Genomic DNA, 16,597 nt, shown 5'->3' with positions numbered 1-16,597 from the left:
AGGGCGGGAGCTTGTCGCTCCCGCCCGGTTCATCAGATCTTGCAGGCGCCGCCGGCACAACCGTCATCTTGCAGATCGGTCTGGGCATCGTCCGCACCATCACGGGTGTTGTGATAGTACAGGGTCTTGAGGCCGTATTTGTAGGCGGTCAGCAAGTCCTTGAGCAGCTGCTTCATCGGTACCTTGTTGCCTTCGAAACGGGCGGGATCATAGTTGGTGTTGGCGGAGATTGCCTGATCCACGAACTTCTGCATGATACCGACCAGCTGCAGGTAACCATCGACGCTCGGTTGCTTCCAGAGCAGTTCGTATTGATCCTTCAGGCGGTCATACTCGGGCACCACCTGCTTGAGGATGCCGTCCTTGGAGGCCTTGACAGAGACCAGGCCGCGCGGCGGCTCGATGCCGTTGGTGGCGTTGGAGATCTGGCTGGAGGTCTCGCTCGGCATCAGGGCGGTCAGGGTGGAGTTGCGCAGGCCCACGGTGCGGATCTCTTCGCGCAGCGCTTCCCAGTCCAGGTGCAGCGGCTCGTTGCACAGGTTGTCCAGATCCTTTTTATAGGTATCGATGGGCAGGATCCCCTGGGCATAGGTGGTTTCGTTGAAGGCCGGGCAGGGGCCGAACTCGCGGGCCAGCTGCACGGAGGCCTTCAACAGGTAGTACTGGATCGCCTCGAAGGTGCGGTGAGTCAGCGCCAGACCAGAACCGTCGGAGTAGCGGGCACCGTTCTTCGCCAGGTAGTAGGCGTAGTTGATGACGCCGATCCCCAGGGTGCGACGGTTCATGCTGCCCTTTTTGGCGGCCTTGAGCGGGTAGTCCTGATAGTCGAGCAGGGCATCCAGGGCGCGCACGGCCAGCTCGGCCATCTCTTCCAGATCTTCCAGCTTCTCGATGGCGCCCAGGTTGAAGGCCGAGAGGGTGCACAGGGCGATCTCGCCATCCTCGTCATCCACGTTGTTGAGCGGCTTGGTAGGCAGTGCAATCTCGAGGCAGAGGTTGGACTGGCGCACCGGCGCCACGCTCGGATCGAACGGGCTATGGGTGTTGCAGTGGTCCACGTTCTGGATGTAGATGCGACCGGTGCCGGCGCGCTCCTGCATCATCAGGGAGAAGAGATCCACCGCCTTGAGGGTCTTCTTGCGAATGCTCGGATCCTGCTCGTACTTGACGTAGAGCTCTTCGAACTTGTCCTGATCCGCGAAGAAGGCATCGTACAGACCCGGCGCATCGGACGGGGAGAACAGGGTGATGTCGCCACCCTTGATCAGGCGCTGGTACATCAGCTTGTTGATCTGCACGCCGTAGTCCATGTGACGGACCCGGTTCTCTTCCACGCCGCGGTTGTTCTTCAGTACCAGCAGGCTCTCCACCTCGGTGTGCCACAGCGGGTAGAACAGGGTGGCCGCCCCGCCGCGCACGCCGCCCTGGGAGCAGCACTTCACGGCAGTCTGGAAGTACTTGTAGAAGGGGATGCAGCCGGTGTGGAACGCTTCACCGCCACGGATGGGGCTGCCCAGACCCCGGATGCGACCGGCGTTGATGCCGATGCCGGCGCGCTGGGAGACGTAACGCACGATGGCGCTGGCGGTAGCATTGATGGAATCCAGGCTGTCGTCGCACTCGATCAGCACGCAGGAGCTGAACTGGCGGGTCGGGGTGCGCACGCCGCTCATGATCGGAGTCGGCAGCGAGATCTTGAAGGTCGAGACCGCATCATAGAAGCGCTTGATGTAGTCCAGACGGGTATCTTTCGGATACTTGGAGAAGAGGCAGGCCGCTACCAGGATGTAGAGGAACTGCGGGCTCTCGTAAATTTCGCCGGTGACGCGGTTCTGGACCAGGTACTTGCCTTCCAGCTGCTTGACCGCGGCGTAGGAGAAGTCCATGTCGCGCCAGTGGTCGAGGTGGGCGTTCAGCTCCTCGAACTCGGCCTGGCTGTAGTCTTCCAGCAGGTGCTTGTCGTACTTGCCCATGTCCACCAGCTTGGCGACGTGCTGGTAGAGGTGGGGCGGCTCGAACTGGCCGTAGGCCTTCTTGCGCAGGTGGAAGATGGCCAGACGGGCTGCCATGTACTGGTAGTCCGGGCTTTGCTCGGAGATCAGGTCAGCAGCGGCCTTGATGACGGTTTCGTGGATATCGGCGGTACGGATGCCGTCATAGAACTGGATGTGGGACTTGAGTTCCACCTGGGAGACCGACACGTTGTCGAGACCCTCGGCAGCCCAGTCGAGCACGCGGTGAATTTTATCCAGATCGATGGGTTCTTTGTGGCCGTTACGCTTCGTCACAAACAAGTTCATTGGCTGATGACCTTTAGTTGATTCCCGAAAAACCATCGCACGGCGTTGGCCTCCGGCCCGGGAAGGGCGATGGAGGTGGGTACCTATTGTGCGATGAATCACAAGATATAGTGTTATTTTGAATTCGAGCTACAAGATAGTGAGGTCTGCCCGGCTTTGCAATCTGTGGATAAGGCAATTGCTGTGGATAAATTGTGGGTGTTGTCGATGGAGTTAGTGGACGCTCACAGCGAACGGGTTTTCATCCGTCCGATCCGGTAAATGCAAGTCTGATGATCGAACATGGAAAATTTAAATAACTTTTTTTGCTTGCGAAAACGGGGTGTTTTTACTAGCAAATTCAGCCTGATTATCCCTTGTGCAGCAAGGGTCAAAAGGTGTCCGATCCCGCTGCCGCACTGCTTGTCAAACCGGCAAAACGGAGGATCAATTGCCGATCCTCCGTTTTGCCGATCGAGTGACCAGATGGGCGTCATTTTCACCGCTCAGCTCAAGGGATGGTCGCAAAGCTGCGTTTGATATCCATCTCTTGTGTTATCCACCTGCTGCGTTATCCAAGAGAACCCAGGCGTGGAGCTCCCCCTGATCATCCACTTCTATATGTATCCACCGCAGCCTTGCCTGACTGCTCAGGCGGGCAAGGCTTAATCCAGCTCGTAGCGCAGCCAGTGATGCAGGGCCTGTACGGTATCAAAGTGAAGATCTGCGCCCCACTGGGCGGGATCCTCGTCGTCATTGAGGTAACCCCAGCCGGCGACGGCGGTACGCATGCCGGCGTTGCGGCCGGCCTCGATATCGCGCACATGATCCCCCACATAGAGGCAGTGGCTGGCCGCGACGCCAAGTTGCTCGCAGGCAAAGAACATGGGGGCGGGGTCGGGCTTGCGCACCGGCAGAGTGTCGGCGCTGACGGTGACGCCGCAACTGGCAAGCGCCGGCAGGGCCGCCAACAGCGGCTCGGTGAGAAAGCCCGGCTTGTTGGTGACGATGCCCCAGGGCAGCTTTTTCTCGTCGAGCCACTCGATAAGATCCACCATGCCTTCATAGGGGCGGGTGCCGACACAGAGGTTGGCCGCGTAGTAGTCGAGCAGGGCGGTGCGAAGGCGGGTGGCGCCCAGCTCCTCCAGCAGCTCGTCACCAAGACCGGCCCTGAGCAGCCCCAGGGCCCCGTGAGAGGTGGTCTGACGAATGATGTCGTCAGAGAGCGGCGCAAAGCCTTCGCTTATCAGCACATGGTTGACGGCAGCGCCGAGATCCGGCGCGGTATCGAGCAGGGTGCCGTCCAGATCGAACAGCACGCAGCCAAGGGGCGCAGCAGGGTGAGTCGTCATCAGCCTTGCTCCGGGCGCTCGAACGCCACCATGTAGTTGACGTCGACGTTGCGACCAAGCTTGAAGCTGTTGGAGAGCGGCGCGTAGTGGACGCCGCTCATGTCCCGTACCAGCAGGCCTGCCGCCTCACCCATGCGACACAGTTCGGCCGGGGTGATGAACTTCTTGTGATCGTGGGTGCCCTTGGGGACCATCTTCATCAGGTACTCGGCGCCGAGGATCATCATCAGATAGGCTTTCGGGTTGCGGTTGATGGTGGAGACGAACACCTTGCCGCCCGGGCGTACCAGGGTGGCGATGGCGCGCAGCACGGAGGCAGGATCCGGCACGTGCTCCAGCATCTCCATGCAGGTGACCACGTCGTACTGACCTGGGGCTTCGTCGGCGTGGGCCTCGGCGGTGATCTGGCGATACTCGAGCTCCACCCCCGCTTCCAGGGCATGCAGGCGGGCGACGCCCAGGGGCTCCTTGCCCATGTCGATGCCGGTGACCTGGGCGCCCCGACGAGCCATGCTCTCGGCGAGGATGCCGCCGCCGCAGCCGATGTCGAGAATGCGCTTGCCAAACAGGCCGCCACTCTTGTCGGTGATCCAGTCAAGGCGCACCGGGTTGATTTGATGCAGCGGCTTGAACTCTCCCTCCATGTCCCACCAGCGGGAGGCGATGGCTTCGAATTTGGCGATTTCTGTCAGATCGACATTGGCATCACTGTGCATTTTTTGATGATCCTGTGGCAAGGGCGCGCAGGCAGGGGAGTGCGCGCGCAATCTATTGTCCTGGCGGGCATTATAACGGACGGACTTTGTCACACCAGCCCGACTTGTTACCGGATTTGTGGCTTAAGATATTTGGCTCAGTGTGTTACCATGTCGCGCTGTTTAAGCCAAAGAACAACTAATTAGGGATTAAGGCTTTCTATGAGCGATCTGGCCAGAGAGATCACGCCGGTCAACATCGAAGAAGAGCTCAAGAGTTCCTATCTTGATTACGCCATGAGCGTGATCGTAGGACGAGCTCTGCCGGATGTGCGTGATGGCTTGAAACCGGTTCACCGCCGCGTTCTGTATGCAATGAACGAGCTGGGGAACGACTGGAACAAGCCCTATAAAAAATCGGCCCGTGTGGTCGGTGACGTAATCGGTAAATATCACCCGCACGGCGACAGTGCCGTGTATGACACCATCGTCCGCATGGCGCAGGATTTCTCCATGCGTTACATGCTGGTCGACGGTCAGGGCAACTTCGGTTCGGTCGATGGCGACAGCGCCGCGGCCATGCGTTATACCGAAGTGCGGATGGCCCGCATCTCCCACGAGCTGCTGGCCGATCTGGACAAAGAGACCGTGGACTGGGTGCCGAACTATGACGGCACCGAGATGATCCCGGCTGTCATGCCCACCAAGGTTCCCAACCTGCTGGTCAACGGCTCCTCCGGTATTGCGGTGGGCATGGCGACCAACATTCCGCCTCACAACCTCACCGAGATAGTCAACGGCTGTCTGGCGTTGATCGAGAACGGCGACCTCACCATCGACGAGCTGATGACCTACATCACCGGCCCGGATTTCCCCACCGGTGGCATCATCAACGGTCGTTCCGGCATCGTGCAGGCGTACCGTACCGGTCGTGGCTCCATCTACGTGCGCGCCAAGGCCGAGGTGGAAGTAGACGAGAAGACCAGTCGCGAGACCATCATCGTCCACGAGATCCCCTATCAGGTGAACAAGGCTCGCCTGATCGAGAAGATTGCCGAGCTGGTCAAAGAGAAGAAGATCGAGGGCATCAGTGCCCTGCGCGATGAGTCCGACAAGGACGGCATGCGCATCGTCATCGAGATCAAGCGCGGCGAGTCCGGCGAGATTGTGCTGAACAATCTCTACAAGCACACCCAGATGCAGACCACCTTCGGCATCAACATGGTGGCGCTGGACAACAACCAGCCCAAGGTGATGAACCTCAAAGAGATCCTGGATGCGTTCCTGCTGCACCGCCGCGAAGTGGTGACCCGCCGGACCGTGTTCGAACTGCGCAAGGCGCGGGATCGGGCCCACATCCTGGAAGGTCTGGCGGTAGCCCTGGCCAACATCGATCCGGTGATCGAGCTCATTCGCCACAGTGCGACCCCGGCCGATGCGAAAGCGGGCCTGGTTGCCAAAGGCTGGGAGCTCGGCAACGTGGCTGCCATGCTGGAGAAAGCCGGTGACGACGCGGCCCGCCCCGAGTGGCTGGAGCCCGAGTTCGGCATTCGCGAGGGTCACTACTACCTGACCGAGCAGCAGGCCCAGGCCATCCTTGACCTGCGTCTGCACAAGCTGACCGGCCTCGAGCACGAGAAGATCCTGGAAGAGTACCAATCTCTGCTGGATCTCATCGCCGAGCTGCTGTTCATCCTGGCAAGCCCGGTACGGTTGATGGAAGTGATCCGTGACGAACTGCTGGCCGTGCGCGAGCAGTATGGCGACGAGCGTCGTACCGAGATCAGCATGTCCAGCGCCGAGATCAACATCGAAGATCTGATCACCCCGGAAGACGTGGTCGTTACCCTGTCTCACCAGGGTTACGTGAAGTATCAGCCGCTCTCCGACTACGAGGCCCAGCGCCGCGGCGGTCGTGGCAAGTCGGCCACCCGGATCAAGGAAGAGGACTTTGTGGAGCGTCTGCTGGTGGCCAACACCCACGACACCATTCTGTGCTTCTCCACCCGTGGCAAGGTCTACTGGCTCAAGGTGTATCAACTGCCGGAGGCGTCCCGTGGCGCCCGCGGTCGTCCGATCATCAACCTGCTGCCGCTGGATGAGGGTGAGCGCATCACCGCCATTCTGCCGGTCAAGGAGTATGATGCCGAGAAGTACGTCTTCTTCGCCACTGCCAACGGTACCGTGAAGAAGACCAGCCTGTCCGACTTCAGCCGTCCGCTCTCCTCCGGTATCCGCGCCATCAACCTCAAAGAGGGTGATGAGCTGATCGGGGTGGACATCACCGATGGCAGCAACGAGATCATGCTGTTCTCCGATGCGGGCAAGGTTGTTCGCTTCGCGGAAGGCAGCGGTCGCGCCGATGCCGATGCCGATGCCACTGACGAAGTTGAAACCGACGACGATGCCGGCAACGACGATGATGGCAGCGACAACGGCGAAGGCTCCGAAAGCAAGGGCACCTTCAAGGGCGTACGCCCCATGGGTCGTACTGCTGCCGGTGTGCGCGGCATCAAGCTCGGCGCCGGTGACAAGGTGGTCTCCCTCATCGTGCCCCGTGGCGACGGTGCCATCCTCACCGCCACCGAGAATGGTTACGGCAAGCGTACCGCGCTGGACGAATACCCGACCAAGAGCCGTGGTACCCAGGGCGTTATCTCCATCAAGGTGGACGAGCGCAACGGCAAGGTGATCGATGCGATCCAGGTCGAGGATACCGACCAGATCATGCTGATCACCAACGGCGGCACCCTGGTACGTACTCGCGTTGCCGAGGTGAGCGTCATCGGCCGCAACACCGGCGGTGTGCGTCTGATCCGTACCGGTGAAGACGAAACCGTGGTCGGCCTGCAGCGTGTTGCTGAGAGCGACGAAGAGGAAACCGAGGCACTGGCCGTCGAGGGTGAGGTGTCTGAAGGCACCGATACCGCCGCAGACACCGGTGCTGTCGATGCAGGGGAGGCGGGCGACGAATAATCGTTCCCCCTTTTCCCGATACGAAAGAGCGACCTTCAGGTCGCTCTTTTTTTATGCCCGCCGTTAGCTGCCCCAGCCAGGCTGCTGCCAGAGCGGCAACCGAGATGTCATCGGGGCGTCATGCCTCTGTCATGGGGGCAGGGCATCTTGCCTGCGTCGGCGATCACAACGGCGGCCTCTGCCGCACAGGAGTATCTTATGACCAGCTGGGTAATGTGGGAGATCTGGTGGAGCCGGGTATGGGGCGAAGCCGGGAGGGACGAGGCGCAGCACGAACAGGAGCTGGAAGTGGCCCATGAACCGGCGAGGCTGCCGGTCGAGCTGATTGCCCGCGAGCGCGCTGCAGGAGTGCGCCACAGAAGCTGACTTGGTCATGCCCACTGGTGGCGTCATGACGGGAATTAAAACAGCCGCAGCTGCTCGCCCGGGCGGATGAAGGCATCCTGGCGCAGTTGAAAGTGGCGCTTGCCGAGCCCGAGCCGCTTGGCGATCAAGCGAAAGCGCTGGGCCAGCAGATCGGCAAACTGGCCTTCTCCCCGCATCCGGGTCCCGAAGGCGGGACTGTTGAGGGCGCCGTCCCGGCTGGCTCGCAGCTGGTTGAGGATCGCCTCCTTCTGGCCTGGGTAGTATTGTTCCAGCCAGTCACTGAACAGCGGTGCCAGCTCGTGGGGCAGTCGCAGCAGGATATAGTCGGCGCAGTGGGCGCCGGCCTCGGCGGCGCTCTTGATGATCTGCTCGAGCTCGGGTTCGTTGAGCCGCGGGATCATGGGGGCCGCCAGCACGCCGACCGGCACGCCGGCGCGGGCCAGTCTCTCCACCACCTTGAGCCGGCCGGCCCCCGTGCTTGCTCTTGGCTCCAGTTGTCGCCGCAGGGTTTCATTCAAGGTGGTGACCGACACCATCACCTGGCAGAGGCCCTCTTGGGCCAGCTCCGTCAGCAGATCGAGGTCGCGCAATATCATGGCGCTCTTGGTGATGATCCCCACCGGATGGCGATGGGCCAGCATCACTTCCAGCAACTGGCGGGTGAGGCGATAGTGGTGCTCGATGGGCTGATAAGGGTCGGTATTGGCCCCCAGCACTATGGTCTGCGGCTGATAGGCGGGTCTGGCAAACTCCCGGCGCAGCAGCTCGGCGGCGTTGAGCTTGGCGAACAGCCGGGTTTCGAAATCGAGGCCGGGGGAGAGCTCGAGATAGGCGTGGCTCGGTCTGGCATAACAGTAAATGCAACCGTGTTCGCACCCCTGATAGGGATTGATGGAGCGGCCGAAGGGAACGTCGGGGGAACTGTTGTAACTGATGATGCTGCGGGCGCTGATCTCCGTCACCTCGGTGCGGGGAGCGCTGGCGGCGAATGCCGCTTCCCACTCGGGTTGGGCCCAGCCGTCGTCGACCGCATCGACCCGCTGGCCGCTGAAACGGTGATCAACATTGTGGGAACTGCCTCGTCCTGCCATCGCATTGCACTAGCACTGTTTATATATACAGCTATCATGCTGCCCCCCATTGCCGAATGCAAGTTCTGCCGACCTATCCCGCCATAAAAAGCATGTCAAAAGGATCTCTTGCTTGATCGCGGCGCTACATTTCGTTTACATAGACGAAATGCGAACTGGATCACGGAAATCATCATGGCACCCATCACCTACCGCTGGCTCTTCATCGCTGTCATTGCGCTGGTTATCTGGCGCCTGATCCCGCTCTCTACCGAGCAGGAGCTGGCCTCGGCCAACCGCGCCTGGCGCACCGGTCACTTCGATGAGGCAACCCGGATCTGGTCGCCGCTGGCGGATCAGGGCCAGCCACGGGCGCAGGCGCTGATGGGCTGGAGCCATGAAATGGGGCAGGGGAGCGAGCAGGATATGGATCGCGCCATCAGCCTCTATCGTCAGGCGGCGCAGGCGGGGGACGCCTTCGGCCAATACCGGCTGGGGGAGCTCTATTTGCGGGGTGCCGGGGTGAAGCGGGATCTGCGCGAGGCATTTCACTGGATGGAGCTGGCGGCCAGGAACGGCGATGTGCCCGCCATGTTGAAGGTGGGGGTGCTGCATCTGATGGGGGTCAGCGGGCGGGTCGATTTGCCCCGTGCCAAGGAGTGGCTCTATCAGGCCGCCAGGCAGGGCAACCAGCTGGCGCTCAAGGTGCTGCAGGAGCTGGAACTGGCCCAGGAGGGGAGCTCCACGTTCGACTTCAACTGGCAGCCTCTGCTAGGAGAATAACCTCCAAGCGGTTCATCTGGTTGTAGAAAATCTCAGCAAACCCGATACAGCCCCGCCTACTTCTGGTAGCATGGTTCGGTTTTTGGTTTGTCTTGCGACGTTGAACGGGTTGTTTGCGTCACGGGGCGTCTTCGCAAAGTGCTGTGGAGAGCCAGAACATCACCCATTTTTGAATGAATCTTTCCATCCCGCATGTGCCCTTTGGTAGGGGGCACCACTGTATAAGGAAACACACAATGCCAATCATTACTCTGCCTGATGGCAGCCAACGTCAATTTGCCCACGCCGTTTCCGTCATGGATGTGGCCGCGGACATCGGTCCCGGTCTCGCCAAGGCGTGCATTGCCGGTCGGGTAAACGGTGAACTGGTGGATGCCTGCGAGCTGATCGAAGCCGATGCCTCCCTGGCCATCATCACCGCCAAAGACGAAGAAGGTCTGGACATTCTGCGCCACTCCTGTGCTCACCTGCTGGGTCATGCCATCAAGCAACTCTGGCCCCAGACCAAGATGGCCATCGGTCCCGTCATAGACAATGGTTTCTACTACGACATCGATCTCGACCGCACCCTGACCGATGAAGATCTGGCTGCCCTGGAAGAACGCATGCTTGCGCTGGCCGCCAAGGATTACGACGTCGTCAAGAAGAAGGTCTCCTGGCAGGAAGCACGCGATGTGTTCGAAGCCCGTGGCGAGACTTACAAGGTCGAGATCCTGGATCAGAACATTGCCCGTGATGACCAGCCAGGTCTTTATCATCACGAAGAGTACATCGACATGTGTCGCGGCCCGCACGTGCCCAACATGCGTCACTGCCACCACTTCAAGTTGCAGAAGATGTCCGGCGCCTACTGGCGCGGTGACTCCAACAACAAAATGCTGCAGCGCATCTACGGCACCGCCTGGGCCGACAAGAAGCAGCTCAAAGCCTATCTGCAGCGTCTGGAAGAGGCCGCCAAGCGCGACCACCGCAAGATCGGCAAGCAGCTCGACCTGTACCACATGCAGGAAGAAGCGCCTGGCATGGTGTTCTGGCACAACGATGGCTGGACCATCTTCCGCGAGCTGGAAACCTTCATCCGCGGCAAGCTCAAAGAGTACGACTATCAGGAAGTGAAGGGTCCCTTCATGATGGATCGCGTGCTGTGGGAGCGTTCAGGTCACTGGGAGAAGTACGCCCAGGCCATGTTCACCACCCAGTCCGAGAACCGCGAGTACGCCATCAAGCCGATGAACTGCCCGGGTCACGTGCAGATCTTCAACCAGGGTCTGAAATCCTACCGCGACCTGCCGCTGCGCATGGCCGAGTTCGGCTCCTGCCACCGCAACGAGCCGTCAGGCTCCCTGCACGGCCTGATGCGGGTACGGGGTTTCACTCAGGATGATGCCCACATCTTCTGTACCGAAGAGCAGATCATGGAAGAGGTGTCTGCGTGCATCCGCATGGTCTACGACGTCTACGGCACCTTCGGTTTCGAGAACATCGTGGTCAAGCTCTCCACTCGTCCGGAACAGCGTATCGGCTCCGACGAAGCCTGGGATCGCGCCGAGGCCGCACTGGCCGAAGCGCTGGTGCTGAACGGTCTGAAGTACGACCTGCAGCCGGGCGAGGGGGCCTTCTACGGTCCCAAGATCGAATTCACCCTGCATGACTGCCTTGACCGTGCCTGGCAATGTGGTACCGTGCAGCTCGATTTTGCCCTGCCGGGCCGTCTGGGTGCCACCTATGTGGGCGAAGACAACGAACGTCACGTCCCCGTGATGATCCACCGCGCCATTCTGGGCTCGCTGGAGCGTTTCATCGGGATCCTGACCGAAGAGTACGCCGGACTGTTCCCGACCTGGTTGGCACCTACCCAGGCCGTGGTCATGAATATTACCGACAATCAGGCCGATTATGCGGTGAAAGTAGCCAAAGCATTGAATGATGCGGGCCTTCGCGCAAAAGCGGACTTGAGAAATGAGAAGATTGGCTTTAAAATCCGCGAGCATACTTTGAAGCGGGTACCTTTTATGCTGGTCTGCGGCGATAAAGAAGTAGAAGCTGGCAAGATTGCAGTACGTACCCGTAAAGGGGCTGACCTGGGCTCTTATCCTGTTGAAGAGCTGATTGCTCTGTTGACCCAGGAAGTTCAGACCCGCGGACAAAAGAAAGTGGAGGAATAAGCTATAAAAGGCGGAAAAAAACTGGGCAAGCAACCGCAAGCCCGCGCTCACCGGATCAACGAAGAGATCCGTCTGAAAGAAGTTCGTCTGACTGGCCTGGATGGTGAAGCCATTGGCATCACCTCCATCCAGGATGCTCTGAACTTGGCCCTTGAGGCCGGAGTGGATCTGGTCGAGATCAGTCCGAACGCTGAGCCGCCCGTTTGCCGGATCATGGATTACGGCAAATTCCTCTACGAAAAGAGCAAAACCACCAAAGAACAGAAGAAAAAGCAGAAAGTCGTCCAGGTCAAGGAAATCAAATTCCGTCCTGGCACCGACGAAGGCGACTATCAGGTAAAACTACGCAACCTGGTTCGCTTTCTGGAAGACGGGGACAAGGCAAAGGTCACCCTGCGCTTCCGTGGTCGTGAAATGGCCCACCAGGATCTTGGTATCAAGGTTCTGGAGCGTGTCAAGAACGACCTGGAAGAGCTGGCCGTAGTCGAATCGTTCCCGAAAGTCGAAGGCCGTCAAGCTGTGATGGTCCTCGCACCCAAGAAGAAATCTTAAGGCCCACAAGAAATTGACTCATGGGGCCAGCCCCATGAGTCGGTTCGCCTTGCGATTTTGTTGTCACTCACAATGCGGAGTATGAAATGCCGAAGATGAAAACCAACCGGGGCGCCGCAAAGCGCTTCAAGAAGACTGGCTCAGGTCGCTTCAAGTGCAAGCACAACCACCTGCGTCACATCCTGACCAAGAAGAGCAGTAAGCGTAAGCGTCAGCTGGGACCGAAGTTCTTTGTTTCCGCTGCCGACCACAAACGTGTTGTCGCTTGTCTGCCGTACGCATAAGGGGGGATGTGAAAAATGCCAAGAGTTAAACGTGGTGTGACCGCTCGCGCTCGTCACAAGAAAGTAATGAAAGCCGCCAAGGGTTACTACGGCGCCCGTTCCCGTGTCTACCGCGTAGCGGTACAAGCGGTAACCAAAGCTGGTCAGTATGCCTACCGTGACCGTCGCCAGAAAAAGCGTCAGTTCCGTCAACTGTGGATTGCTCGTATCAACGCAGCAGCCCGTCAGAACGGTCTGTCCTACAGCCGTCTGATCAACGGTCTGAAGAAGGCTTCCATCGAGATCGATCGCAAGATCCTGTCCGATATCGCCGTTCACGACAAGCTGGCTTTCACCGCCCTGGTTGAAAAGGCCAAAGCAGCTCTGGTTTAATCCGGTTCTGTTATAAATGCTAAAAGGAGGCTCAGGCCTCCTTTTTTGTTGTCTGTCATTTGTCGCTTGCAGGCGGCGATGACTCTACCATCATGATAGCTATACATATGGCTTCATATGCCATCAAACTGAAATTGTATATCCAATCGCAAAGAAGAAGCAGGTCCGGCTCGAAGCCCTACTTGATAACAAAATGATTTCTAGGGAGAAAAGGGCACCTTAACTATGGTCAGTGAAGGGGCTTTTTTTGTATTATTCCCCTCTTGACCTTATTTAGCCTAAAGGCTCCTGTACCGGGAGTGGTGACGAGGAAGACATGCAACAGCTTGAAGAAGTAGTCGGCCAAGCCAGGGCCGAAATTGAGGGCGTAAGCGACATCGCCGCCCTTGACGAAATCCGGGTCAAATATCTGGGTAAAAAGGGCTTTTTTACCGAGCAGATGAAGGGCCTGGGCGCCCTGTCCGCTGAAGAGCGTCCCGCCGCGGGCGCCGTGATCAACCAGGCCAAACAGCAGGTTCAGGATGCCTTAAATGGGCGTCGTGAAGCCCTCGAAGTTGCCGTGCTGAACCAGAAGCTGGCCGCCGAGACCATCGACGTCAGCCTGCCTGGCCGTCGCATCGAGAATGGCGGTCTGCACCCGGTGACCCGCACCATCGAGCGCATCGAGCGCCTGTTTGGCGAGATGGGCTTCAAGGTTGCCCGTGGTCCCGAGATTGAAGATGGCTTCCACAACTTCGATGCGCTGAATATCCCGGCGCACCATCCGGCTCGTACCGATCACGATACCTTCTACTTCAATCCTGATCTGATGCTGCGCACCCACACCTCGGGCGTGCAGATCCGCACCATGGAGCATCAGCAGCCGCCGATCCGCATCATAGCGCCGGGCCGCGTCTATCGTAACGACTACGACATGACCCACACCCCGATGTTCCACCAGGTCGAAGGCCTGCTGGTTGACGAGCATGCCAGCTTCACCGAGCTCAAGGGCATCCTGCATGACTTCCTGCGCAACTACTTCGAGGAAGACTTGACCATTCGCTTCCGTCCTTCCTACTTCCCGTTCACCGAGCCGAGCGCCGAAGTGGACGTGATGGGCAAGAACGGCAAGTGGCTGGAAGTGCTGGGCTGCGGCATGGTGCACCCGAACGTGCTGCGTTCGGTCGGCATCGATCCGGAAAAATACTCCGGTTTTGCCTTCGGCATGGGCGTTGAGCGCCTGACCATGCTGCGTTACGGGGTCAACGACCTGCGTGCCTTCTTCGAAAACGACCTGCGCTTCCTCAAGCAGTTCAAGTAAGGGCGAGAGAACATGAAATTCAGTAAATCCTGGGTGATGGAGTGGGTCCGCACCGAGTTGAGTGACAACGCACTGGCCGAGCAGATCACCATGGCTGGTCTGGAAGTGGACGCCGTGGAAGCGGTGGCCGGCCAGTTCAACAACGTGGTGGTGGGTGAAGTGGTCGAGTGCGCCCAGCACCCGGACGCCGACAAGCTGCGGGTGACCAAGGTCAACGTGGGCGAAGAAGAGCTGCTGGACATCGTCTGCGGTGCACCGAACTGCCGTGCCGGCCTCAAAGTCTGCGTGGCCAAGGTCGGGGCGACCCTGCCGGGTGATTTCACCATCAAGAAAGCCAAGCTGCGCGGCCAGCCGTCCCACGGCATGCTCTGCTCCTTCAGCGAGCTGGGTATCGACGTCGAGGCCGATGGCATCATCGAGCTGCCGCTTGACGCCCCCATCGGCACCGATATCCGCGACTACCTGGCGCTCAACGACGTCAGCATCGACGTGGATCTGACCCCGAACCGCGCCGACTGCCTCGGCATCGCCGGTCTGGCCCGTGAAATCGGCGTGCTCAACAGCGTTGACGTGGTCGAGCCGACCTGGACCCCTGCTGCTGCCACCATCGACGCTACCTTCCCGATCCGGGTTGAAGCGCCGGCCGATTGCCCCCGTTATCTCGGTCGTGTCATCAAGGGGCTGAACCTGCACGCCCAGAGCCCGCTCTGGATGCAGGAGAAGCTGCGCCGTGGCGGTATCCGCTCCATCGACGCCATCGTCGACATCACCAACTACCTGCTGCTGGAATATGGCCAGCCGATGCACGCCTTCGACTTGGCGACGCTTGAAGGGGAACTGGTGGTGCGCCGCGCCAAGGCCGACGAGCCGATGACTCTGCTCGATGGCAACGAAGTGAAGCTCAAAGAGACCACTCTGGTGATTGCCGATGCCAAGGGCCCTGCCTGCATGGCCGGCATCTTCGGCGGCAATCGCACCGGTGTCTCCGAGACCACCACCGACATCCTGCTGGAGTGCGCCTTCTTCGCGCCGCTCTCCATCACCGGCCGTGCCCGTGCCTACGGTCTGCACACCGACTCCTCCCACCGCTTCGAGCGCGGCGTCGACCCTGAGCTGCAGGCCAAGGTGATGGATCGTGCCACCCGTCTGCTGCTGGATATCTGCGGCGGTGAAGCAGGTCCGGTCATCGAGGTCAAATCCGATGAGCATCTGCCCAAAGCGGCCCCCATCAAGCTGCGTCGTGCCAAGCTCGACAAGGTGATCGGCATCAGCGTGGCGGACGCGCAGGTGGTCGAGATCCTGACTCGCCTCGGCATGCAGGTGACCGTGGACGCCGACGGCTGGACCGCGCTGGCTCCCTCCTGGCGTTTCGATATCGCCATCGAGGAAGATCTCATCGAGGAAGTGGCCCGCATCTACGGCTACAACAACATCCCGAACCTCAAACCCGCCGCATCGCTCGCGATGGTAGAGCAGGCGGAAGGGCAGGTGACCCTGAAGCGGGTGCGCGACCTGCTGGTCGATCGCGGCTTCCAGGAAGCGATCACCTACAGCTTCGTCGATCCCAAGGCTCAGCAGACCCTGTTCCCGCAGAGCGATGCCATCGTGCTGCCGAACCCGATCTCGGTCGAGATGTCCGCCATGCGCGTCTCTCTGTTCCCGGGTCTGGTACAGGCGGTGGTCTACAACCAGAACCGTCAGCAGCCGCGCGTGCGCCTGTTCGAGCAGGGCCTGCGTTTCATCAAGGACGAGAATGCCGAGAACGGCATCCGTCAGGAGCCCATGCTGGCCGGCATCATCACCGGCAACCAGAGCGACGAGCACTGGGACATCAAGAGCCGCGCTGCCGACTTCTTTGATCTGAAAGGGGATCTGGAAGCTGTGCTGGACTTGACCGCCGAAGGCGCCACCTTCACCTTCGAGCGTGCCGAACACAGTGCGCTGCACCCGGGCCAGAGCGCGGCGATCCTGCGCAATGGTGCCGTGATCGGTCACATCGGCGTGATCCACCCGAGCCTCGAGAAGAAGCTGGGCCTCAAGAGCCGCGCCGTGATGTTCGAGCTGGAGCTGGACAAGCTGACCCCGGCCAAGGTGCCGGTTGCAGCCGAAGTTTCCCGCTTCCCGGCCAACCGTCGTGACATCGCCGTGGTGGTTGATGTTGCGGTTCTGGCCGGCGATGTGCTGGCAGTAATTAAAAAAGTTGGCGGAAATCAGGTAGTTGGAATAAACTTGTTTGACGTATACCAGGGTGCTGGTATGGCCGAGGACAAGAAGAGCCTGGCCATCAGTCTTGTTCTGCAAGACACCCAGCGCACTCTGGAGGAGAAAGAGATTGCCGAGACCGTAGACAATGTCGTGCGGGCCCTTGGTGAAGAGTTGAATGCATCCTTGAGGGATTGATCT

At 59.8% G+C, this 16,597-nt stretch carries 13 protein-coding genes; 9 read left to right on the top strand and 4 right to left on the bottom strand.

Annotation, left to right across the window (positions count from 1 at the left end; all coding sequences use genetic code 11):
- Nucleotides 1-32: 32 nt before the first annotated feature.
- The 3 genes from nrdA to ubiG all read right to left on the bottom strand — a co-directional run bounded on the left by nrdA (nucleotide 33) and on the right by ubiG (nucleotide 4,347).
- Nucleotides 33-2,300, bottom strand: coding sequence for a class 1a ribonucleoside-diphosphate reductase subunit alpha (nrdA, locus tag CK627_RS15540; protein ID WP_026139081.1), 2,268 nt, complete (start codon nucleotides 2,298-2,300; stop codon nucleotides 33-35).
- Nucleotides 2,301-2,944: 644 nt separating this feature from the next.
- Complete coding sequence (locus tag CK627_RS15535) at nucleotides 2,945-3,631, bottom strand: HAD family hydrolase (RefSeq protein ID WP_017782904.1); 687 nt, start codon at nucleotides 3,629-3,631, stop codon at nucleotides 2,945-2,947.
- Nucleotides 3,631-4,347, bottom strand: coding sequence for a bifunctional 2-polyprenyl-6-hydroxyphenol methylase/3-demethylubiquinol 3-O-methyltransferase UbiG (gene ubiG, locus CK627_RS15530; protein ID WP_005300640.1), 717 nt, complete (start codon nucleotides 4,345-4,347; stop codon nucleotides 3,631-3,633). Before ubiG ends, CK627_RS15535 begins: the two co-directional genes overlap by 1 nt.
- A 201-nt stretch (nucleotides 4,348-4,548) precedes the next feature.
- On the opposite strand from ubiG, the gene gyrA reads away from it, so the two are divergent.
- Both gyrA and CK627_RS22870 read left to right on the top strand, forming a co-directional pair.
- Nucleotides 4,549-7,302, top strand: a complete 2,754-nt coding sequence (gene gyrA / locus CK627_RS15525) for a DNA topoisomerase (ATP-hydrolyzing) subunit A (protein WP_095592804.1) — start codon at nucleotides 4,549-4,551, stop codon at nucleotides 7,300-7,302.
- 198 nt (nucleotides 7,303-7,500) lie between these two features.
- On the top strand, nucleotides 7,501-7,668 hold the full coding sequence (locus tag CK627_RS22870; protein WP_162852089.1) for a hypothetical protein: 168 nt from the start codon (nucleotides 7,501-7,503) through the stop codon (nucleotides 7,666-7,668).
- A gap of 35 nt (nucleotides 7,669-7,703) precedes the next feature.
- Here the strand turns inward: CK627_RS22870 and CK627_RS15520 are convergent, their stop codons facing one another.
- Complete coding sequence (locus CK627_RS15520) at nucleotides 7,704-8,759, bottom strand: PA0069 family radical SAM protein (protein ID WP_095592803.1); 1,056 nt, start codon at nucleotides 8,757-8,759, stop codon at nucleotides 7,704-7,706.
- Nucleotides 8,760-8,933: 174 nt separating this feature from the next.
- On the opposite strand from CK627_RS15520, the gene CK627_RS15515 reads away from it, so the two are divergent.
- From CK627_RS15515 to pheT, 7 genes are all read left to right on the top strand, one after another.
- On the top strand, nucleotides 8,934-9,521 hold the full coding sequence (locus tag CK627_RS15515; protein WP_042049426.1) for a tetratricopeptide repeat protein: 588 nt from the start codon (nucleotides 8,934-8,936) through the stop codon (nucleotides 9,519-9,521).
- Between the two features lie 236 nt (nucleotides 9,522-9,757).
- Complete coding sequence (thrS, locus tag CK627_RS15510; RefSeq protein ID WP_005300655.1) at nucleotides 9,758-11,686, top strand: threonine--tRNA ligase; 1,929 nt, start codon at nucleotides 9,758-9,760, stop codon at nucleotides 11,684-11,686.
- A 3-nt stretch (nucleotides 11,687-11,689) separates the two neighbouring features.
- The gene (gene infC, locus CK627_RS15505) at nucleotides 11,690-12,238 is read left to right on the top strand and encodes a translation initiation factor IF-3 (protein ID WP_026139078.1); all 549 of its coding nucleotides are present in this window, start codon (nucleotides 11,690-11,692) and stop codon (nucleotides 12,236-12,238) included.
- An 86-nt stretch (nucleotides 12,239-12,324) separates the two neighbouring features.
- Nucleotides 12,325-12,522 (top strand): 50S ribosomal protein L35, encoded by a 198-nt coding sequence (gene rpmI, locus CK627_RS15500; RefSeq protein WP_005300673.1) that lies wholly within the window; start codon nucleotides 12,325-12,327, stop codon nucleotides 12,520-12,522.
- A 15-nt stretch (nucleotides 12,523-12,537) separates the two neighbouring features.
- Complete coding sequence (gene rplT / locus CK627_RS15495; protein ID WP_005300683.1) at nucleotides 12,538-12,894, top strand: 50S ribosomal protein L20; 357 nt, start codon at nucleotides 12,538-12,540, stop codon at nucleotides 12,892-12,894.
- A gap of 316 nt (nucleotides 12,895-13,210) precedes the next feature.
- Entirely contained in the window at nucleotides 13,211-14,194 is a 984-nt protein-coding gene (pheS, locus tag CK627_RS15490; protein WP_005300689.1) for a phenylalanine--tRNA ligase subunit alpha, read from the top strand.
- Nucleotides 14,195-14,206: 12 nt separating this feature from the next.
- Complete coding sequence (pheT, locus tag CK627_RS15485) at nucleotides 14,207-16,594, top strand: phenylalanine--tRNA ligase subunit beta (RefSeq protein WP_095592802.1); 2,388 nt, start codon at nucleotides 14,207-14,209, stop codon at nucleotides 16,592-16,594.
- The last annotated feature ends 3 nt before the right edge of the window (nucleotides 16,595-16,597 follow it).

The sequence above is a fragment of the Aeromonas dhakensis genome (genome assembly GCF_002285935.1).
GTDB lineage: Bacteria > Pseudomonadota > Gammaproteobacteria > Enterobacterales > Aeromonadaceae > Aeromonas > Aeromonas dhakensis.
This window is presented reverse-complemented; position numbering and strand designations above follow the sequence as displayed.

Excerpts from the sequence above, each read along its gene's own strand:
- nrdA (WP_026139081.1), bottom strand. The coding sequence starts at position 2,300 with ATGAACTTGTTTGTGACGAAGCGTAACGGCCACAAAGAACCCATCGAT.
- CK627_RS15535 (WP_017782904.1), bottom strand. The coding sequence starts at position 3,631 with ATGACGACTCACCCTGCTGCGCCCCTTGGCTGCGTGCTGTTCGATCTG.
- ubiG (WP_005300640.1), bottom strand. The coding sequence starts at position 4,347 with ATGCACAGTGATGCCAATGTCGATCTGACAGAAATCGCCAAATTCGAA.
- CK627_RS22870 (WP_162852089.1), top strand. The coding sequence starts at position 7,501 with ATGACCAGCTGGGTAATGTGGGAGATCTGGTGGAGCCGGGTATGGGGC.
- CK627_RS15520 (WP_095592803.1), bottom strand. The coding sequence starts at position 8,759 with ATGGCAGGACGAGGCAGTTCCCACAATGTTGATCACCGTTTCAGCGGC.
- pheT (WP_095592802.1), top strand. The coding sequence starts at position 14,207 with ATGAAATTCAGTAAATCCTGGGTGATGGAGTGGGTCCGCACCGAGTTG.
- rplT (WP_005300683.1), top strand. The coding sequence starts at position 12,538 with ATGCCAAGAGTTAAACGTGGTGTGACCGCTCGCGCTCGTCACAAGAAA.
- rpmI (WP_005300673.1), top strand. The coding sequence starts at position 12,325 with ATGCCGAAGATGAAAACCAACCGGGGCGCCGCAAAGCGCTTCAAGAAG.
- gyrA (WP_095592804.1), top strand. The coding sequence starts at position 4,549 with ATGAGCGATCTGGCCAGAGAGATCACGCCGGTCAACATCGAAGAAGAG.
- thrS (WP_005300655.1), top strand. The coding sequence starts at position 9,758 with ATGCCAATCATTACTCTGCCTGATGGCAGCCAACGTCAATTTGCCCAC.
- CK627_RS15515 (WP_042049426.1), top strand. The coding sequence starts at position 8,934 with ATGGCACCCATCACCTACCGCTGGCTCTTCATCGCTGTCATTGCGCTG.
- pheS (WP_005300689.1), top strand. The coding sequence starts at position 13,211 with ATGCAACAGCTTGAAGAAGTAGTCGGCCAAGCCAGGGCCGAAATTGAG.